Below are 18,270 nucleotides of genomic sequence, written 5' to 3' on the forward strand. Positions count from 1 at the left end.
GCCCCGCCGCAACCGCAGCCGTGTCCCATACCGAGCCCAGCAAGGATTCACCGTGCAGACCCACGAGATCAAGAATCGATTCATCGAGCACTTCCGCAGCCGCGGGCACACCGTCGTGCCGAGCGCGTCGCTGATCCTCGACGACCCGACGCTGCTGTTCGTCAACGCCGGGATGGTCCAGTTCAAGCCGTACTTCCTGGGGGACGCGCCGGCGCCGTACCCGCGGGCCACCAGCGTGCAGAAGTGCGTGCGCACCGGTGACATCGATGAAGTGGGCAAGACCACCCGCCACAACACGTTCTTCCAGATGGCGGGCAACTTCTCGTTCGGCGACTACTTCAAGGAAGGCGCCATCGAGGCCGCTTGGGACCTGGTCACCAAGCCGCAGTCGGAAGGCGGCTACGGCTTCGACCCGGCACGGCTGTGGGTCACGGTCTACGAGCACGACCCCGAAGCCGCCGAGCTGTGGAAGAAGATCGCTGGGCTCCCGGCGGAGCGCATCCAGGCCCGGGACGCCAAGGACAACTACTGGGACATGGGCGTTCCCGGCCCCGGCGGTCCGTGCTCGGAGATCTACTACGACCGCGGTCCGGAGTACGGCCGGGAAGGCGGCCCGGTCGTGGACGAGGACCGCTACATCGAGATCTGGAACCTGGTGTTCATGCAGGACATCCGCGGGGAGCGGAGTCCGAAGGAAGGCGCGCCGGTGGTGGGCGAGCTGCCCACCAAGAACATCGACACCGGGATGGGGCTGGAGCGCGTCGCCTGCCTGCTGCAGGGCGTGGACAACGTCTACGAGACCGACCTGGTGCGCCCGGTCATCGCCAAGGCCGAGGAGCTGTCCGGTCGCCGCTACGGGGACAACCCGGAGGACGACGTCCGCTTCCGGGTGATCGCCGACCACGCCCGGTCCGGCGTGATGCTCGTCGGTGACGGCGTCACCCCGAGCAACGAGACCCGCGGCTACGTGCTGCGCCGCCTGCTGCGCCGGATCATCCGCTCCAGTCGCCTGCTCGGGGTGCGCGAGCCGGTGCTCGGCGAGTTCAGCAAGGTCGTGCGGGACGCGATGGCGCCCAGCTACCCCGAACTGGTCACCGAGTTCGACCGGATCGAGTCGGTGATGAACAAGGAGGAGGAGGCGTTCCTCGCCACGCTGAGCGCCGGCTCCCGCATCTTCGACCTCGCGGTCAAGGAGACCAAGAAGGCCGGCAAGAAGCAGTTGTCCGGGGACAAGGCGTTCCAGCTGCACGACACCTACGGGTTCCCGATCGACCTCACCCTGGAGATGGCCGCCGAGCAGGGGCTGTCGGTGGACGAGGAAGGCTTCCGGAACCTCATGGCCGAGCAGCGCCGGCGGGCCAAGGAGGACGCCAAGGCGCGCAAGACCGGCCACGGCGACCTCTCCACCTACCGCGCGCTGCTGGACGAGCACGGCACCACCGAGTTCATCGGCTACACCGATCTGCAGTCGCACAGCCGGGTGCTCGGCATCCTGGTGAACGGTCAGCCGGCCCGGACTGCCTCGGCGGGCACCGAGGTCGAGCTGGTGCTGGACCGCACCCCCTTCTACGCGGAGGGCGGTGGTCAGATCGCCGACACCGGTCGGCTGGTCGGCCCCGGGGTGGCGGTCGAGGTCGTGGACGTCCAGCGCGCGGTGCCGGGGCTCTTCGTGCACCGGGCGAAGGTCGTGGAGGGCGAACTGGGCGTCGACACCACCCTGGAGGCGGCTGTCGACGTGAACCGCCGGCAGGCGATCGCCCGCTCCCACTCGGCGACGCACCTGGTGCACGCGGCGGTCCGCGGTGCCTACGGCAAGCGGGCGGCGCAGGCGGGTTCGCTGAACGAGCCCGGCCGGATGCGCTTCGACTTCACCACGCCCGCCGCGGTGTCCAACGACGTGCTGGTGGAGGTCGAGCAGGAGGTCAACGACTACCTGCAGACCGACGTCGAGGTCCAGGCCTACGTGACCACGATGGACCGGGCGATGGAGCTCGGTGCGATCGCCCTGTTCGGGGAGAAGTACGGCGACCAGGTGCGCGTGGTCGACATGGGTGACTACTCCCGGGAGCTGTGCGGTGGCACCCACGTGCCGCGCATCGGCCAGCTCGGTGTGGTCAAGCTGGTCTCGGACTCCTCCGTCGGTTCGGGCGTGCACCGGGTGGAAGCCCTGGTCGGCATGGACGCCATGCGGCACATCAGCATGGAGCACATGCTGGTGACCCAGCTGGCCGAGCAGTTCAAGGTGCCGGTGAGCGATCTGCCGGAGCGGATCGAGAACGTGGTGACCCGGCTGCGGAACGCGGAGAAGGAGCTGAAGCAGCTGCGGGTGCAGCAGGTCCTGAGCTCGGCCGGGGAGCTCGCCGACAAGGGGACGGACGTCAACGGCGTCACCCTGGTCGCCGAGCAGGTGGCCGACGGGGTGGACGGTTCCGCGCTGCGGGCGCTGGCCAGCGAAGTCCGCAACCGGCTCGGGTCCCGGCCGGCCGTGGTGGCGCTGTTCTCCCCCAACGACTCCAAGGTCAACTTCGTGGTCGGGGTCAACGAAGCCGGTCAGGACAAGGGCCTGGCGGCCGGCAAGCTGGTGCCGTCGTTCGCCGGCGAGCTCGAGGGCCGTGGCGGCGGCAAGCCCGACATGGCGCAGGGCGGCGGCTCCAACCCGGCCGGTGTCAAGGCGGCGATCGCCGCGCTGCGCAAGGAACTGAGCGAGGTGGTCAGCGGGTGACCGGGCGACCCGGGGAGCTGCCGGGTCCAGGGCCTGGTCGCCGGCTCGGAATCGACGTCGGGGCGGTCAGGGTCGGGGTCGCCTTGAGCGACCCGTCCCCGGTGCTCGCGACTCCGCTGATCACGCTGCGGCGCGACGAGGCCGGGGAGAGCGACCTCGCTCAACTCGCCAGCCTCGTCGAGGAGCACGAAGTCGTGGAGGTTGTGGTCGGCCTGCCGATGACGCTGGCGGGCCGGCACGGCCCTGCCGCTGAAGCAGCGAAGGCTTACGGGGACGCGTTGGCGGAGCGGATCGCTCCGGTGCCGGTGCGTTTCGTGGACGAGCGGTTGACCACCGTTTCGGCGAGCCGGATGCTGTCCAAGCGCGGGGTGCGCGGGAAGAAGCAGCGGGCCGTGGTGGACCAAGCGGCTGCCGTTGAAATCCTGCAGACGTGGTTGGATACCCGGGGGCAGAGGACACGAGAGGATCTTTCGTGAACGATGATCTCGGATTGTTCGCCGATGACCCCGCCGAACCGCTGGAACGCCCCTCCGACCCGGAGCAGTTCCGCCGCCGCAAGCGGCGCCGGATGGTGACTGCTGTCGCCGGGATCTTCGTGCTCTTGCTGGTTGGCGGTGGCGTCCTCTACGGCGCCAGCCAGCTGATGGGCATCGGTTCCTACGAGGACTACGACGGGCCGGGCACCGGTGAAGTCGTCATCGAGGTCGAGTCCGGGGACACCGTCAGCGCCATCGGCAGCACCCTGGCCGAGAAGGACGTGGTGGCCAGCGCCAAGGCCTTCGTGGAAGCGGCCAAGAACCACCCGGGCATCAACGGCATCCAACCGGGCTTCTACCTGATGCGCGCCCAGATGTCCGGTGCTGCCGCGGTGGAGCGGATCATGTCACCGGAGGCCAAGGTCGGCCGGGTGGAGGTCCGCGGCGGGATGCGGCTGGAGGACCAGCTGGCCCCGGACGGGAAGACCACCCCGGGCGTGCTCACCCGACTCGCGGAAGCCACCTGCGTGGGCACCAACGGCGACTGCACCACGTCCGAGGAGATGCACCGCGTTGCGGAGACCGCTGATCTCGCTGCGCTGGGGGTTCCGGAGTGGGCGCTGGAGGAGGCTTCCCAGGCCGAGCCGCATCGACGGCTGGAAGGCCTGATCATGCCCGGCGTCTACGACGTGCGCCCCGGCGAATCGGCTGAGCAGGTGCTCCGCGAGGTGATCACCAGCTCCGCGGCCGTGATGGAGGCGGCCGGACTGCCGCAGGCGGCGGAGGAGACCGGGTATTCGCCGTACGAAGTCCTCATCATCGCTTCCCTGGTGCAGAGCGAAGGCATCGAAGGGGACTTCACGAAGATCTCCCGCGTGATCTACAACAGGCTCGAGCCGCCCGCGATGCAGCTCGGCCTGGACTCGACGATCAACTATCCGCTGGACAAGCCGAGCTTGCTGACCAAGGCGGAGGACCGGCAGCGGCCCGGACCGTACAACACCTACCTGAACTACGGTCTGCCGCCCACGCCGATCTCCGCCGCCAGCAAGGAAGCCATTGCCGCGGCCCTCAAGCCGGCGGACGGTCCGTGGAAGTACTTCGTGAAGTGCTATCCGGATGGAACTTCGTGCTTCGCCGAGACCCAGGAGGAGCACGAGAACTACATCAGGGAGGCACAGGAACGTGGCGCCTTCTGAGCCGAGGCGGGCAGCGGTGCTCGGGTCTCCGATAGCGCATTCGCTGTCGCCGGTCCTGCACCAGGCGGCCTATTCGTCCCTGGGGTTGCCGGAGTGGACCTACGAGCGGTTCGAGGTGGACGCTGCTGGGCTCGAGCCCTTCGTGGCGGGCCTCGGTCCGGAGTGGGTGGGGCTTTCGGTCACCATGCCGGGCAAGAAGGCCGCGCTGCGGGTGGCGGACGAGGTGAGCGCCCGGGCCGCTGCCGTCGGCGCGGCCAACACCCTGGTGCGCGGGGAAGACGGCTGGTCCGCTGACTGCACCGACGTGGATGGTGTGGTCGGCGCGCTGCGGCACGCCGGCGGTTTCTCGAGTGGCGGTTCGGGCTTGATCCTGGGGGCCGGTGGCACCGCGGCTGCGACGTTGGCGGCTTTCGCCGAGCTCGGGGTCACCGACGTCGTGCTGGCGGTCCGGGAGCCGGCGAGAGCGGCTGATGCGCTGCGGACCGCCGAGCGGGTCGGTGTTCAGGCCAGGGTGGAGCGGCTCAGCGGTGACATCCCCCGGCTCGCCGCGCAGGCGGACGTGGTGGTGTCCACGCTGCCTGCGGGGGTGCTGGACGAGCAGGCGGACGAGCTGGCGCGGGCCGCGGAGTGCGTGCTCGACGTGGTCTACCACCCGTGGCCAACTCCGCTGGCCGAGGCGGTGCACACCGCCGGTGGGCGGATCGCCACCGGGCTGGACATGCTGCTGCACCAGGCTTTCGGGCAGGTCGAGCAGTTCACCGGTCGCGCTGCCCCGAAGGAAGCGATGCGGGACGCGCTGGCCGAGGCGACCGGGAACCAGGTGCCGCTGCCGCTGTGACGCGGGCGGGCGCACCCGGCTCCTCCGGCCGCGGTGGCCCCGCTACTGCTGGTCGAGCTCGGAGCTGATGAGTTCGGCGAGCTCGTCGAGCGCTTCGTCCGCACCGCTCCCTTCGGCGGTGAGGACCACTTCGTCGCCGAACTCGGCGCCCAGCGTCATCAGCCCGAGGATGCTGTCCGCGGACACGGGGTCGACGCCGTCCTTGCGGATGGTGATCTCCACCGGTTGGGCGGCGGCCGCTTTGCAGACGAGCGCTGCCGGCCGCGCGTGCAGGCCGACCTTGCTGCCCACGGTTACCCGCCGTTCGGGCATGTCCTCTCCATTCCTGTCGTTGGTGATTGCCCCTACCACCTTTACTTGTTGGTGGTGCCCACTGACTCGTCCGAGGCCCCGGAAGCGGAGGTGTCGTCGGTCTCCCTGCCGGGGGTGCGCAGGTTCCACTTCGTGATCACGAAGCGGAACACCACGTAGTAGACGATCGCGTACCCCAGACCGATCGGGATCAGCCACAGGGACCTCTGCGAGATCCCGAAGTTCAGCAGGTAGTCGATGGCGCCGGCGGAGAAGACGAATCCGGAGTGGATGTCCAGGGCGTTCACCAGCGCGAGGCAGCTCCCGGTCAGCACCGCGTGGATCACCAGCAGCGGCCAGGCGACGAAGATGAAGGTGAACTCGAGCGGTTCGGTGACCCCGGTCAGGAACGCGGTCAAGGCGACCGAGAACATCACCCCGCCGACGGCTTTGCGCTGGTCCGGGCGGGCGCTGCGCCAGATCGCCAGGGCCGCGGCCGGCAGGGCGAACATGAAGATCGGGAAGAAGCCGGTCATGAACGTCCCGGCGGTGGGGTCGCCTTCGAAGAACCGGTTGATGTCCCCCTTCGTCCCCTGGTAGTCGCCGAAGAGGAACCACACCACGTTGTTCGGGATGTGGTGCAGACCGAGCGGGATCAACAGCCGGTTCACCAGTCCGTACAGGCCGCCGCCGATCACCGCTTGCTGGGCGATCAGGTCGCTGAAAGCGGTCAGCCCGGCGTCGAACAGCGGGTACAGCAGGCCGAGCACCACTCCGATCACCAGCATGGTGACCGCGGTGATGATCGGCACGAATCTCCGGCCGCCGAAGAAGGCCAGGTAGGCGGGCAGCTTCAAGCGGTGGTAGCGCTGCCACAGCCAGGCCGTGGTCAGCCCGGCGATGATGCCGCCCAGCACCCCGTACGGGCCTTCGTTGTAGGCGGTTCCGGCTTCTTGCCCGGTGATCGCCCACATCACCCCGGAGAGCACCAGGTAGCCGACGGCGGCGGCGAGCGCGGTGGAGCCGTCGGCCTTCTTCGCGAAACCGATCGCGACACCGATGGCGAACAGCAGCGGCAGGTTGTCGAAGAGGGCGCCGCCGGCGGAGCTGATGATCTCGGCCGGGGTGGCCAGCGCCGGGATCGCGCCGAGCAGGTCGTCCTGGCCCAACCGGAGCAGGATGGCCGCGGCGGGCAGCACTGCGATCGGCAGCATCAGGCTCCGGCCGAGGCGTTGCAGCACAGCCAGCCCTCTGTTGTTCCCGCCGTCCGATGTGGCGGCTCTGGTGCTCATGTGAACCTCCTGCTCAGTGGCTCGGGACCGGACTGGCTGTGCCGGTCCAGCTGGATCGTCACCTGGTACTTGTCGTTCCGGCACCAGGAAGTGGTGTCCTCGACGGGGCGCTGCGCGGTCCAGGTGACCCGGTGCACCACCAGCACGGGGCTTCCCGGTTCGACGTCGAGCAACTGGCTCGTCGTGGCGCAGGCGCGTTCCGCGGCCACGGTCTGGGTGCCGCCGACCAACTGCACTCCGTACACCTGGTCGAGCAGACCGTAGAGCGAACCGGTGAGGTCGTGGTCGAGCAGTCCTGGCACGACGTCCGGGGGGTACCAGCCGCTTTCGACGGCCATCGGGACGCCGTCCGCGATGCGCAGCCGGCGCACCTGGTACGCCGGCTGGCCGTCCGCCAGTCCGAGCGCTTCCGCGATCGTCGCGGGCGGGGTGGTTTCCGCGGTCCCGAGGACCTTCGTCTGCAGGTGCACGCCCTGCTGGGCGGCTCGCTCGGTGACCGAGCAGAGCTGGGCCCGGCCCACCGCTTGGGTGGTGAAGGTCCCCCGACCGCGGATCCTGATCACGTGACCGTCCGCGATGAGCTGTTCGATGGCGGTGCGCACGGTGATCCGGGAAACCCCGTAGCGGTCGGCCAGGACGCGCTCCGAGGGCAGCTGGCCTCCGGGGAACTGCCCGCTCAGGACCAGTTCTCGGAGGATTTCCCGCAACTGCACGTGCTTGGGGACAGGACCGGCAGGCAAGTTCTGGTGTCGGGTGGTCGAGGTTGGCCCACTCTTCACGTTCCCTCCAGTGTTGTCCCGGCATGGCGAGTTTTGCTCAGCACGCCGGTGTTCGCCTGGCGCCGTGTTGGTACTGTCCGGTCTGAACCAGGTGTGCGAACGATGCGCTGTACTCGAACGGGTGTCAAGATGCCCCCGGTCTCGTTGCCGCATCGACATTCGTCAGCGCAAGATCGTCGGTGCGGCATGTCCCGCACTCGAGGTTGAAGAAGGGAGCACGGGGTGGCTCAGGACAAGGCGGCGGCGATCCTGGCCGCGCTCGGTGGCGGGGATAATGTGGTGGAGATCGAGCCCTGCATCACCCGGCTGCGCTGCGAGGTCGAGGACGGTTCGAAGGTCGACGAGAAGGCGCTGAAGGACGCTGGAGCGCACGGGGTGGTGCTGCAGGGTTCAGTGGTTCAGGTCGTGGTCGGTCCGGAGGCCGACACGATCGCCGAGGACATCGAGGATCTGCTGTGAGCCTGGAGGTAGGAAGCCCGGTCGAGGGGCTGGCGCTGCCGCTGACCGATGTGCCGGACCCGGTGTTCTCCCAGGCCATGGTCGGGCCGGGAACGGCGGTCCGGCCCACGGGAGGTCCCAGCGATGCGGTCGCGCCGATCGACGGCACCGTGGAGACCCTGCACCCGCACGCCTTCGTGATCAAGGCGGCGTCCGGGACGGCGATCCTGGTCCACTTGGGGATCGACACGGTCAAGTTGAAGGGCGAGGGGTTCACCCTGCACGTCGCCAAGGGCGATGCGGTGCGCGCCGGACAGAAGATCGCGAGCTGGGATCCGGCGAAGGTGGAGTCGCACGGCTATTCGGCGGTCTGCCCGGTGGTGGCTTTGGACATGGCGCCGGAAGCCCTGGCCGACATCCGGGAGGACGGCCAGGTGCTGTTCGGCGACCCGCTGTTCTCGGTGGACGGCTAGGTCGGCCGACACGCGCGCGTTCCGCCCCGCGGTGCGCCTGCTCGGGCCGGTCCGGGGGCGAGGATCCCGGTGTGGTGGTCTTCTTCGCGGCCGCCGGGTTCGCGGCCGGAGCAGCAGGTCGGTGCTTGTTGGGGCGGGTGCGGCGCGGGATCCGTGCGCCCGGCTGGTGCTGCGAGATCGCGGTGGCGCTGCTGTGGGCGATGGCCGCAGCGGGTGCGCTGCTGACCGGTTTGCCCTGGTGGTGGATGCCGGTTCCGCTGGTGACCGGCTGGTTCGCGGTGCTGCTGGCCGTTTGCGATCTGCTCGTCCGGCGGTTGCCGGACTTCCTCACGTTGCCGGCCTACCCGGTCGCGGCCGCGCTGGTGGGGTTGATGGCTTGCCAGCAGCCGGCGCGGGCGCTGCCAGCTCTGGTCGGAGCGCTGCTGTTCGCCGGGGCGTACCTGTTGGTGCGCGTGGTGCTGCCGGGGTCGTTGGGGGCGGGAGACGTCAAGCTCGCCGGCAGCCTGGGCCTGGTGACCGGAGCGGTTTCGTTCGCCGCGGTGCTGGGAACGATGTTGGCGGCGGCCGTGCTGACCCTGCTCGTCGCCCGGCAGCGGAACCGCTCGGTGCCCCACGGACCGTTGATGTTGGCCCCGGCCTGGGTGAGCACCGCTTTTCCCGCGCTGGTGGGCGGGTGGCCCTGACCCAGCGCCGTGGCGCCGCGGCTGGCGTGGCAGGATCTTAGGTGTGCTGCGCTGGATGACCGCTGGAGAATCGCACGGGCCTGCCTTGGTGGCGGTGCTCGAAGGCATGGTGGCCGGGGTGGAGGTCACCTCTCAGGACATCGCGTACCAGCTCGAGCGGCGCAAGCTTGGCTTCGGACGCAGCCCGCGGATGAACTTCGAGGCCGACGAGCTGGAGATCATCGGCGGCATCCGGCACGGTCGCACCCAAGGCGGCCCGGTGGCCATCCGCATCGGCAACACCGAGTGGCCCAAGTGGGAGAAGGTGATGGCGGCCGATCCGGTCCCGGCCGAGGAGCTGGCTTCGCTGGCCCGCAACGAGCCGCTGACCCGGCCCCGCCCGGGGCACGCGGACCTGGCCGGCATGCAGAAGTACGGCTTCGACGAGGCCAGGCCGGTCCTGGAGCGCGCTTCGGCCCGGGAGACCGCGGCCCGGGTGGCGGTCGGCACCGTCGCCCGCCGGTTCCTGCAGCAGCTGCTCGGGGTGGAGATCGTCAGCCACGTGGTCAGCCTGGGCGGGGTCACCAACGAGGTGGACCTCCTGCCGCGTCCGGAAGACCTGGCGGCGATCGACGAGAACCCGGTGCGGGCGTTCGGCGACGAGGTCACCGAACGGATGATGGCCGAGGTGGAGGCCGCCAAGAAGGACGGTGACACGCTCGGCGGGGTGGTGGAGGTCATCGCCTACGGGCTGCCGCCGGGCATCGGTTCGCACGTGCACTGGGACCGCAAGCTCGACGCCCGCTTGGCGGGTGCGCTGATGAGCATCCAGGCCATCAAGGGCGTGGAGATCGGCGACGGCTTCGCGAACGCGCACCGACGGGGCAGCCGGGCGCACGACGAGATCCTCCCCGGCGGGGGCGAGAAGTGGGTGCGGCGCAGCAGCAACCGGGCCGGTGGTCTGGAAGGCGGCATCACCAACGGGGAGCCGTTGGTCGTGCGGGCCGCCAAGAAACCGATCTCCAGCCTTCCCCGGGCGCTGGCCACTGTGGATGTCCGCACCGGGGAGCCGGCGCAGGCCATGCACCAGCGCTCGGACATCACCGCGGTTCCGCGGGCGGCTGTCGTGGCGGAAACGATGGTGGCCCTGGTGCTGGCCGAAGCGGTGCTGGAGAAGTTCGGCGGGGATTCCCTGCCGGAAACGAAGAGCAACGTCGATTCCTACCTGGCGTCGTTGCGGGCGCGGGTGACTGAGCAGGGGCAGTGATGGCGCCTCGGGTGGTGCTCATCGGCCCGCCGGGAGCGGGCAAGACGACGGTCGGCCAACTGCTCGCCGAGCAGTTGCGGGTGTCCTTCCGGGACACCGACGAGGACGTCGAGCGCACGACCGGGCGTCGAATAGCGGACATCTTCACCACCGATGGCGAGGCCGTGTTCCGCAAGTTGGAGGAAGAAGCGGTCGCCGTGGCCTTGCAGGAGCACCAGGGGGTGCTCGCCTTGGGAGGCGGGGCGGTGCTCTCCGAGCGCACCCGCCGCGTGCTGGCGGACCACTTCGTGGTCTTCCTGTCGGTGGGTCTTGCCGAAGGGGCCAAGCGGGTAGGGCTGTCCACAGCACGTCCGCTGCTGGCCGGGGTGAATCCGCGCGCCACCTACCGGACGCTGCTCGAGCAGCGGTTGCCGGTGTACCGGGAGGCCGCGTCGGTCGAGGTCGCCACCGACCACTTGACCGCGCAGGAGGTGGTCGACCGGATCACCGCCGAGTTGCCGCCGACCGTCCCAGCGGGCAGCTGAGCACCGCCATGCCGGGTGCGGGCGAGATGTGGGAGGAAGCAGCAGGATGACCGAACCGGTCCGGATCACAGTTGCCAGCCAGCAGCCCTACGACGTGGTCGTGGGCAGGGGGCTGCTCGGTGAGCTCGTGGAGGCGGTGCGGGACGCTTCGGTCGTCGCGCTGATCCACCAACCGACCATCACGGCCACCGTGGAGGCGGTGCGGGAGGAGCTGGCCGAAGCCGGGGTGGACGCGCACCGGGTCGAGATCCCCGACGCCGAGGACGGCAAGGAGTTGGCCGTCGCCAGCTTCTGCTGGGACGTGCTCGGCAAGATCAAGATGGACCGCAACGGCGCCGTCGTGGGGTTCGGCGGCGGTGCGGTGACCGACCTGGCCGGGTTCGTGGCCGGCACGTGGATGCGCGGGGTCCGGGTGGTGCACGTGCCGACCACCTTGCTGGGCATGGTGGACGCGGCGATCGGCGGCAAGACGGGCATCAACACCGATGCGGGGAAGAACCTGGTCGGGTTGTTCCACGAACCCAGCTTGGTGCTGGCCGATCTGGCGACGCTGGAAGGCTTGCCCAGCAACGAGCTCGTCGCCGGCATGGCCGAGGTCGTCAAGGCCGGTTTCATCGCCGATCCGCGGATCCTGGAACTCATCGAAGCCGACCCGCAGGCGGCGGTGGATCCCGCGGGCTCGGTGATCGGTGAGCTGGTCCAGCGCTCCGTGCAGGTCAAGGCCGATGTCGTCGCGGCGGACCTGAAGGAGTCCCACCTGCGGGAGGTGCTGAACTACGGGCACACCCTGGCGCACGCGATCGAACGCCGGGAGCGGTACCGCTGGCGGCACGGCGCCGCGGTCAGCGTGGGGCTGGTGTTCGCCGCGGAGCTGGCCAGGTTGGCCGGTCGGCTGGACGACGAGACGGCCAACCGGCACCGCCAGGTGCTCGACTCGCTGGGGCTGCCCACCTCGTACGACCCGGACGCGCTCGGCCAGCTGCTGGAAACCATGCAGGTGGACAAGAAGACCCGGTCCGGGGTCCTCCGGTTCGTGGTGCTCGACGGGCTGGCCAAACCGGGGCGTTTGGAAGGACCGGACCCGTCGCTGATCGCCGCCGCGTATTCTGCTGTCAGCGGGGGCGGCAGGAAGAGCACGGGGGTAATGCTGTGAAGGTGCTGGTGTTGAACGGGCCCAACCTCGGGCGGTTGGGCACCCGGGAGCCGGGCATCTACGGCAGCACCACGCACGCCGATCTGGTCGCCATGTGCGAGCGGACCGGTGCGGAACTGGGGATCGAGGTCGAGGTCAGGCAGACCGACCACGAGGGACAGATGGTGCAGTGGCTGCACGAGGCCGCTGACCAGGGCTGGCCCGTGGTGTTGAACGCGGGGGCGTGGACCCACTACTCCATCGCGGTCCGCGACGCGGCGGCGCAGCTCACCGCGCCCATGATCGAGCTGCACATCTCGAACGTGCACAAGCGGGAGCCGTTCCGGCACACCAGCTACCTGTCCGACATCGCCACCGGGGTCATCGCCGGACTGGGGGTGCGCGGTTACCCGCTCGCGCTGAGGTGGTTGGCAGAGCAGGCCGGTTGACCGGCAGGGCGCCGGAGGGGACGGGAGTTCCCCCGGCGGGTGTTGCTGTCGCAGCACTGGGGGAGGGCTAGGTGATTCGTTCCGCGTTCTGCTGGCTGGCCGCGGTCGTGCTGCTTGTCGGCTGCGCCCCGGTGGGAGGGGCCCCTTCGCGGGAATCGGCCGACCGGACCGGTCCGCCACCGCCGATTCGGCTCATCGCGCAGAACTACCGCAGCAGCGCTGGAGTGGTGCTCTCCGGTGGGCCAGCGGCGCCGTACAACTACGGTCCCTCGGTGCTGCGGGAGGAAGGCCGGTACCGGGTGTGGTGGTGCAGCCAGCTCCCGGGGAGCGGCCCCGCCGGGGACGACATCCTGTACGCCGAGTCGGACGGCCAGGACGGGGTGTTGGCCTCCACCGGCACAGCGGTCTTCTCCGGGCAGCCCGGGGGGTTCGACGGGATGCACACCTGCGACCCGTCGGTGGTGAAGGTGGCCGGTCGCTACTACCTGTACTACACGGGGGCGGCCGGTGACCACGCGCACGGCAACGCCATCGGGGTGGCCAGCAGCGCGGACGGGGTGCAGTGGCAGCGGGAGGCCGGTGGTCGGCCGATCGTGACCGCTGCCGAGGAGGTGCGTCGGGAGAACGTCTACGGCGCGGGCCAGCCGTCGGCGCTCTACTTGGACGGTTGGTTCTACTTGATGTTCACCGACACCACCGCGTCCGGTGCTGGTTGGAACGGGGCCGGCCAGTTCGTGCTGCGCGCCCGGGACGCGGTGTTCAGCGAGCGGGTGGAGGCGCTCACCGACGAGGGGTTCCAGCCGGCCGATGAGGTGAAGCGGGCCAGGTCGGTGGTGGACGCCTTCAGCGCGGACTGGATGTGGGTGCCGGCTCTGCAGGCGTTCGCGATCGCGCACCAGACCGCGGAAGGAACCACGATCACCTTCTGGGACAAGGAGTTCACCCGACATCCCTACGAGCCGGTTCTGGTGTCGGGAGCGTGGCAGGAGGGGCCGGGCCTGGTGCGGCAGGGCAGCGGGCACGCCGTGGTCTCGCCGGAGGACCCGTGCGGCACCGTTCCGGTGGACCTGCTGCGCGCCACGGCGCTGAACCCGGCTCCGACGGAGATCCGGCACTTCGGGATCGACTTGGTGGGAGTCCGCGGCTGCCAGCAGCGCGCCCAGGCCGTGGCGGTGCTCAACGGGTTCGCCGTCCCCTCACCGGTGCGCACCGCGGACATCATCCACAATGGAGTCAAAGTTCGGGTGGAACGGCACTCGGTCGCTGCCGAGCTGGCGACGCGGGTGTTGCCGGAGAAGGTCCCCGCGCTCGACGAGATGCGGGTGGCGGCGACCATCGCCGCGGGAGCTCCCGCGCTGCGCTCACCCGGTGGCGAGCTGGGGGTGCTGGACGATGCCGGACGGCTGTGGTTGGTCACCCCGGAGGCGGTGGCGGCGAACGACTCCCCGGTGACCGATGTCTCCGCAGCCGAGTGGGACGCCCGGACCGTGGCCGGGGATCTGCGGTTCTGAGCGGGGCGACGGTTTCCGATCGGGGGTCCCGACTCCGCTACGGTGGGCGGGATGACCAGTCACGTCGCGCAGGCCAGCACAGAGCGGGGAGAGATCGTACTGCTTCGCCGGGGTGGTGCCCTGGAGCTGCGGGTCAACGGTGTCTTCGTGATGGACACCGTGCACACCGAAACGGAACGGCTGCTGGCCAGCCGGAGCTTGGCCGCGGTGTCCGGTGCGGACCTCCGGGTGCTGATCGGGGGTCTCGGGCTCGGGTTCACCCTGGGGGAGGTGTTGGCCGATCCTCGGGTGCGGGTGGCCGAGGTGGCGGAGATCGAACCCGACTTGGTGGCCTGGCACCGGCAGGGGCTCGTCCCGGAAACCGAGGAGGCGCTGCGGGACGCCCGGACCCGGATCACCGTCGGCGATGTCGCCGACGTCCTGCGCGACCGGGACGGTGGCCCGTACGACCTGATCCTGCTCGATGTGGACAACGGCCCCGGCTATCTGGTCTACGAGCGCAACGCGGCGATCTACGGAGCCCGGTTCCTGGAGCTGTGCCGCGACAACCTCACCGAGCGCGGTGTGGTCGCGGTGTGGTCGGCGAGCCGGGAGGCTGCGCTGGAGCAGACCATGACCGGGGTGTTCGGCGACTGCCAGGAGGTGGCCATCCCGGTGCGGCTGGGGCAGCGGGAGACGACCTACTACCTGTACTGCTCGGCCAGGTAGCTCAGCCGGCCAGCAGGTCCAGCTCCAGCAGGCTCGGTGCCAGCACACCTTCGTGCACCAGCAGGCGGCGCTTCCGGGCCAGACCCCCGCTGAACCCGCCCAGGCCGCCGTTGCTGGCCACCACCCGGTGGCAGGGCACCAGCAGCGGGCACGGGTTGCCGGCCAGGATCGTGCCGACCGCCCGAGCGGCTTCCGGACGACCCGCGAGCTGGGCCAGTTGCCGGTAGGTGACCGTGCTGCCGAAGGGGACCAGTTCTTCCAAGGTGCGCAGGACGTGGGCCCGCAACTCGGTGAGCGGGGTCCAGTCCACCGGGACGGTGAACTCGCGTCGGGTGCCGGCGAAGTAGTCGGCCAGCTGCCGGGCGGCGCTGGCCGCCCACCCGGTGTCGGGGAGCAGTTCCTCCTCCTGGTGAGCGGGCAGGACTTCGCGGGGGCTGCCGAAGCTGATCTGCCGGACGCCGGCCGGGGAAGCGACGACGGTCAACGGACCGACCGGGCTCTCCAGCCAGGAGCAAGTGGACTTCTCGGTCATGCCCGGACGGTAGCTCGCGGGTCGGACATTTCCGCTCGGGCGCGCTGGCGGCTTTCCGCCGGCTGCGCGCCGAGGGCAGGTTTTGCCGGTTTGCCGCGGTTAGGCTGCGAAACATGCCAGAAACGCACATCCGTCGCCGCCACGCCCTTCGCAACCTGCTCCGGGAGCGCGAGCTGGACGCGATGCTCGTGACCAATTTGCTCAACATCCGCTACCTCACCGGTTTCACCGGTTCCAACGCGGCCCTGCTGGTCCACGCGGCTGATGGTCCGAACAGCGAGGACCGGACCGTGTTCTGCACCGACGGCCGCTACCTGACCCAGGCGGGCGAGGAGGTCCCGGACTTGGCGACGGTCATCGAGCGGGCCAGCGATGTGGCGCTGGCCGAGCGGGCCGCCTCCAGCGCGGCCCTCTTCCGGCGCACGGGTTTTGAAAGCCACCACGTCAGCGTGGAGCACTTCGACCTGCTGGACCGCGCGTTCGGAGCGGTGGAGCTGGTCCGGGCGCCGGGGTTGGTCGAGCAGTTGCGGGTGGTCAAGGACGAAGGTGAGATCGAATCGTTGCGCAAGGCTTGCGCTGTCGCTGACCGCGCGCTCGCCGATCTCGTGGAGCAGGGCGGCATCCGACCTGGCCGGACCGAGCTGGAAGTCGCTCGTGAGCTGGAGTCCCGGATGATCGAGCACGGTGCGGAAGGGCCGTCGTTCGAAACGATCGTGGCGGCGGGGGAGAACTCCGCGGTGCCGCACCACCGGCCGGGGCAGTACGTGCTGCGGGACGGGGATTTCGTCAAGATCGATTTCGGAGCCCTGGTGGAGGGCTACCACTCCGACATGACCCGCACGCTGGTGATCGGGCAACCGGCGGACTGGCAGCGGGAGATCTACGAGGTGGTCCGCGCTGCCCAGCGAGCGGGCCGGGAAGCGGTGCGGGACGGGGCTGACGTGCGGGAAACCGACTCCGCCGCCCGGAAGGTCATCGAAGACGCCGGGTACGGCGAGTACTTCTTGCACAGCCTCGGCCACGGGGTGGGCTTGGAGATCCACGAGGCGCCAGCTCTCGCGCAGCGCGGGGACGGTAGAATCTCGTCCGGGATGGCGGTCACCGTCGAGCCCGGTATCTACCTGGCTGGGCAGGGGGGTGTCCGTATCGAGGACACGCTGGTTGTGCGTCCCAGCACGCCGGAGCTCCTGACCTTGACGACGAAGGAGCTCGTTACAGTTTGACGCGCTGTTGTGCGCGGGCGCCGCTCCGGTTCGCGCGCTGACGGAATGTGCCCACAGTCATCACCACAGGAGACTTCCACGTGGCGACCACGAACGACCTGAAGAACGGAATGGTGCTCAAGATCGACGGCCAGTTGTGGTCCGTCGTGAACTTCCAGCACGTCAAACCCGGCAAGGGCGGTGCCTTCGTCCGAACCACCCTCAAGAACGTGACTTCCGGCAAGGTGGTGGACCGCACGTTCAACGCCGGCGTGAAGGTGGAGACCGCCAACGTCGACCGCCGGGAGATGACCTACCTCTACAACGACGGCAGCGAGTACTACTTCATGGACCCCGAGACCTACGACCAGGTCTCGGTGCCCGCCGAGGTGGTCGGGGACGCCGCGAAGTTCATGCTGGAGAACACCAACGTGGTCGTTGCTCGGCACGAGGACAACCCGCTGTACGTCGAGCTGGGCGCGGCGGTCGAGCTCAAGGTCGAGCACACCGATCCGGGCGTGCAGGGCGACCGGTCGACCGGTGGCACCAAGCCGGCGGTCCTGGAGACCGGCGCGGAAATCCAGGTCCCGCTGTTCATCAACACCGGCGACACGCTGAAGGTCGACCCGCGGGACGGCCGTTACCTCAGCCGCGTCAGCACCAAATGACGGGTATGACTGGCACAGTCGGGCCGGTATCAGCTGGAAAGAGGGTGTGAGGTGGGTTCTCGGAGCAAAGCGCGAAAACGCGCCGTGGACATCCTCTACGAGGCTGATCAACGCGGCCTCGATGCGGCGACGCTCTTGGCCGACCGGATCGGAACTCCGGAAGTACCGCCGATCGGTGACTACACCATCACCCTCGTCGAAGGGGTCTCGGCGAACCGGGAGCGCATCGACGAGCTGTTGACCCAGCACGCCGAGGGGTGGACGCTCGCCCGGATGCCCGCGGTGGACCGGGCCGTGCTGCGGCTGGGCCTCTACGAGTTGCTGTGGAGCGAGGACGTGCCGGCCGCCGTGGCCATCGACGAGGCGGTGGAGCTGGTGAAGGCGCTGTCCACCGATGATTCACCGCGGTTCGTCAACGGCGTTCTGGGGCGCATCGCGGGTATCAGCGGCAAGCTCCGCAAAACCGCCCGCACCGCGAACTGAGACGCGAACTGAGACCACGAAAAAGGGCACCTGGGGTTTTTGCCCAGGTGCCCTTTCCATGCCGGTGTAGCGCCGTCTCACTCCTCTCGAGCTGGCCGGGCTTCCGGCGGCAGCACACCCCACTCGATGAGTTGTTCGGTGAGCTCGCCTGGCGTCATGTCGTAGATGATGGCCAGGGATCGCAGGTCCTCGGTGCGGATCGACAGCACCTTGCCGTTGTAGTCGCCGCGCTGGCTTTGGATGGTCGCCGCGTAGCGGGCCAGCGGGCCGACCTTCTCAGCGGGGAGCTGCTGCAGCCGCTCCAGGTTGATCACGACTTTGGTAGCGGGCTCAGCACCGGAGGGGACGCGGCCCTCCGGAAGCAGCTCGGCAACAGGAACCCCGTAGAAGTCGGCCAGTTCGGCCAGCTTCTGCACGGTCACTGCGCGGTCGCCGCGCTCGTAAGACCCGACGACCACGGCCTTCCACCGCCCGCCTGACTTCTGCTCGACGCCGTGCAGCGAAAGACCCTGCTGCTGGCGGATCGCGCGGAGCTTGGCGCCCAGCGCCTTGGCGTAGTCGCCCATGTGGCGTTTCTCCGTTTCATTCGCCCCGATAGCCGATACCTGACAACGGGGAGTAAAG

21 protein-coding genes are annotated in these 18,270 nt (G+C 69.4%); 16 read left to right on the forward strand and 5 right to left on the reverse strand.

Going from position 1 to position 18,270, the window contains the following annotated elements; genetic code table 11:
* The first annotated feature begins 52 nt into the window (after positions 1-52).
* Genes alaS through SREC43747_RS0106180 form a run of 4 tightly spaced genes read left to right on the forward strand, consistent with a single transcriptional unit; the run spans position 53 to position 5,235 of the window.
* The gene (gene alaS / locus SREC43747_RS0106165) at positions 53-2,722 is read left to right on the forward strand and encodes an alanine--tRNA ligase (protein WP_029720278.1); all 2,670 of its coding nucleotides are present in this window, start codon (positions 53-55) and stop codon (positions 2,720-2,722) included.
* Positions 2,719-3,198: a Holliday junction resolvase RuvX gene (ruvX, locus tag SREC43747_RS0106170; protein WP_029720279.1), complete on the forward strand. Its 480-nt coding sequence runs from the start codon at positions 2,719-2,721 to the stop codon at positions 3,196-3,198. Before alaS ends, ruvX begins: the two co-directional genes overlap by 4 nt.
* Entirely contained in the window at positions 3,195-4,397 is a 1,203-nt protein-coding gene (gene mltG / locus SREC43747_RS0106175) for an endolytic transglycosylase MltG (RefSeq protein WP_029720280.1), read from the forward strand. Before ruvX ends, mltG begins: the two co-directional genes overlap by 4 nt.
* Positions 4,384-5,235, forward strand: a complete 852-nt coding sequence (locus tag SREC43747_RS0106180; protein WP_029720281.1) for a shikimate dehydrogenase — start codon at positions 4,384-4,386, stop codon at positions 5,233-5,235. The genes mltG and SREC43747_RS0106180 overlap by 14 nt, the downstream gene beginning before the upstream one ends.
* A 42-nt stretch (positions 5,236-5,277) precedes the next feature.
* On the opposite strand, the gene SREC43747_RS0106185 is transcribed toward SREC43747_RS0106180, so the two are convergent.
* The 3 genes from SREC43747_RS0106185 to SREC43747_RS0106195 are packed head-to-tail and all read right to left on the reverse strand — an operon-like array spanning position 5,278 to position 7,597.
* The gene (locus SREC43747_RS0106185) at positions 5,278-5,547 is read right to left on the reverse strand and encodes an HPr family phosphocarrier protein (protein ID WP_029720282.1); all 270 of its coding nucleotides are present in this window, start codon (positions 5,545-5,547) and stop codon (positions 5,278-5,280) included.
* A 41-nt stretch (positions 5,548-5,588) separates the two neighbouring features.
* The gene (locus SREC43747_RS0106190) at positions 5,589-6,818 is read right to left on the reverse strand and encodes a PTS transporter subunit EIIC (protein WP_037331455.1); all 1,230 of its coding nucleotides are present in this window, start codon (positions 6,816-6,818) and stop codon (positions 5,589-5,591) included.
* Positions 6,815-7,597, reverse strand: a complete 783-nt coding sequence (locus SREC43747_RS0106195) for a GntR family transcriptional regulator (RefSeq protein WP_051387758.1) — start codon at positions 7,595-7,597, stop codon at positions 6,815-6,817. Before SREC43747_RS0106195 ends, SREC43747_RS0106190 begins: the two co-directional genes overlap by 4 nt.
* 222 nt (positions 7,598-7,819) lie before the next feature.
* Here SREC43747_RS0106195 and SREC43747_RS0106200 point away from each other — a divergent pair, with 222 nt between their 5' ends.
* From SREC43747_RS0106200 to SREC43747_RS0106240, 9 genes are all read left to right on the forward strand, one after another.
* Complete coding sequence (locus SREC43747_RS0106200; protein WP_029720285.1) at positions 7,820-8,056, forward strand: PTS sugar transporter subunit IIB; 237 nt, start codon at positions 7,820-7,822, stop codon at positions 8,054-8,056.
* Positions 8,053-8,508 carry a PTS sugar transporter subunit IIA gene (locus tag SREC43747_RS0106205; RefSeq protein WP_029720286.1) on the forward strand — a complete coding sequence of 152 codons (456 nt, stop codon included), beginning with the start codon at positions 8,053-8,055 and terminating at the stop codon, positions 8,506-8,508. Before SREC43747_RS0106200 ends, SREC43747_RS0106205 begins: the two co-directional genes overlap by 4 nt.
* Before the next feature lie 71 nt (positions 8,509-8,579).
* The gene (locus SREC43747_RS0106210; protein WP_051387760.1) at positions 8,580-9,191 is read left to right on the forward strand and encodes a prepilin peptidase; all 612 of its coding nucleotides are present in this window, start codon (positions 8,580-8,582) and stop codon (positions 9,189-9,191) included.
* A gap of 43 nt (positions 9,192-9,234) precedes the next feature.
* A complete protein-coding gene (gene aroC / locus SREC43747_RS0106215; RefSeq protein WP_029720288.1) occupies positions 9,235-10,437 on the forward strand; it encodes a chorismate synthase in 1,203 nt (400 codons plus the stop codon).
* Entirely contained in the window at positions 10,437-10,961 is a 525-nt protein-coding gene (locus tag SREC43747_RS0106220) for a shikimate kinase (protein ID WP_037331456.1), read from the forward strand. Before aroC ends, SREC43747_RS0106220 begins: the two co-directional genes overlap by 1 nt.
* A 46-nt stretch (positions 10,962-11,007) precedes the next feature.
* The gene (aroB, locus tag SREC43747_RS0106225; protein ID WP_029720290.1) at positions 11,008-12,114 is read left to right on the forward strand and encodes a 3-dehydroquinate synthase; all 1,107 of its coding nucleotides are present in this window, start codon (positions 11,008-11,010) and stop codon (positions 12,112-12,114) included.
* Complete coding sequence (gene aroQ / locus SREC43747_RS0106230; protein WP_029720291.1) at positions 12,111-12,542, forward strand: type II 3-dehydroquinate dehydratase; 432 nt, start codon at positions 12,111-12,113, stop codon at positions 12,540-12,542. Before aroB ends, aroQ begins: the two co-directional genes overlap by 4 nt.
* A 71-nt stretch (positions 12,543-12,613) precedes the next feature.
* Positions 12,614-14,053, forward strand: a complete 1,440-nt coding sequence (locus tag SREC43747_RS0106235) for a glycoside hydrolase family protein (RefSeq protein WP_029720292.1) — start codon at positions 12,614-12,616, stop codon at positions 14,051-14,053.
* 51 nt (positions 14,054-14,104) lie between these two features.
* Positions 14,105-14,761 (forward strand): spermidine synthase, encoded by a 657-nt coding sequence (locus SREC43747_RS0106240; protein ID WP_029720293.1) that lies wholly within the window; start codon positions 14,105-14,107, stop codon positions 14,759-14,761.
* Position 14,762: 1 nt separating this feature from the next.
* Here the strand turns inward: SREC43747_RS0106240 and SREC43747_RS0106245 are convergent, their stop codons facing one another.
* Positions 14,763-15,293: a methylated-DNA--[protein]-cysteine S-methyltransferase gene (locus SREC43747_RS0106245; RefSeq protein WP_029720294.1), complete on the reverse strand. Its 531-nt coding sequence runs from the start codon at positions 15,291-15,293 to the stop codon at positions 14,763-14,765.
* Between the two features lie 113 nt (positions 15,294-15,406).
* On the opposite strand from SREC43747_RS0106245, the gene SREC43747_RS0106250 reads away from it, so the two are divergent.
* The 3 genes from SREC43747_RS0106250 to nusB all read left to right on the forward strand — a co-directional run bounded on the left by SREC43747_RS0106250 (position 15,407) and on the right by nusB (position 17,646).
* Positions 15,407-16,516, forward strand: coding sequence for a M24 family metallopeptidase (locus tag SREC43747_RS0106250; RefSeq protein WP_029720295.1), 1,110 nt, complete (start codon positions 15,407-15,409; stop codon positions 16,514-16,516).
* Positions 16,517-16,596: 80 nt separating this feature from the next.
* Entirely contained in the window at positions 16,597-17,163 is a 567-nt protein-coding gene (gene efp / locus SREC43747_RS0106255) for an elongation factor P (protein WP_029720296.1), read from the forward strand.
* A 51-nt stretch (positions 17,164-17,214) separates the two neighbouring features.
* The gene (gene nusB, locus SREC43747_RS0106260) at positions 17,215-17,646 is read left to right on the forward strand and encodes a transcription antitermination factor NusB (RefSeq protein WP_029720297.1); all 432 of its coding nucleotides are present in this window, start codon (positions 17,215-17,217) and stop codon (positions 17,644-17,646) included.
* 77 nt (positions 17,647-17,723) lie between these two features.
* Here nusB and bldD read toward each other — a convergent pair whose 3' ends face one another.
* Positions 17,724-18,212, reverse strand: coding sequence for a transcriptional regulator BldD (bldD, locus tag SREC43747_RS0106265; protein ID WP_029720298.1), 489 nt, complete (start codon positions 18,210-18,212; stop codon positions 17,724-17,726).
* Between the last annotated feature and the right edge of the window lie 58 nt (positions 18,213-18,270).

It is taken from the genome of Saccharopolyspora rectivirgula DSM 43747 (assembly GCF_000497205.1).
Lineage (GTDB): Bacteria > Actinomycetota > Actinomycetes > Mycobacteriales > Pseudonocardiaceae > Saccharopolyspora > Saccharopolyspora rectivirgula.

What these genes read in the sequence shown, in the direction of transcription:
- SREC43747_RS0106185 (WP_029720282.1), bottom strand. Translation starts at nt 5,547, where the DNA reads ATGCCCGAACGGCGGGTAACCGTGGGCAGCAAGGTCGGCCTGCACGCG.
- SREC43747_RS0106190 (WP_037331455.1), bottom strand. Translation starts at nt 6,818, where the DNA reads ATGAGCACCAGAGCCGCCACATCGGACGGCGGGAACAACAGAGGGCTG.
- SREC43747_RS0106220 (WP_037331456.1), top strand. Translation starts at nt 10,437, where the DNA reads ATGGCGCCTCGGGTGGTGCTCATCGGCCCGCCGGGAGCGGGCAAGACG.
- aroB (WP_029720290.1), top strand. Translation starts at nt 11,008, where the DNA reads ATGACCGAACCGGTCCGGATCACAGTTGCCAGCCAGCAGCCCTACGAC.
- SREC43747_RS0106240 (WP_029720293.1), top strand. Translation starts at nt 14,105, where the DNA reads ATGACCAGTCACGTCGCGCAGGCCAGCACAGAGCGGGGAGAGATCGTA.
- SREC43747_RS0106245 (WP_029720294.1), bottom strand. Translation starts at nt 15,293, where the DNA reads ATGACCGAGAAGTCCACTTGCTCCTGGCTGGAGAGCCCGGTCGGTCCG.
- SREC43747_RS0106250 (WP_029720295.1), top strand. Translation starts at nt 15,407, where the DNA reads ATGCCAGAAACGCACATCCGTCGCCGCCACGCCCTTCGCAACCTGCTC.
- bldD (WP_029720298.1), bottom strand. Translation starts at nt 18,212, where the DNA reads ATGGGCGACTACGCCAAGGCGCTGGGCGCCAAGCTCCGCGCGATCCGC.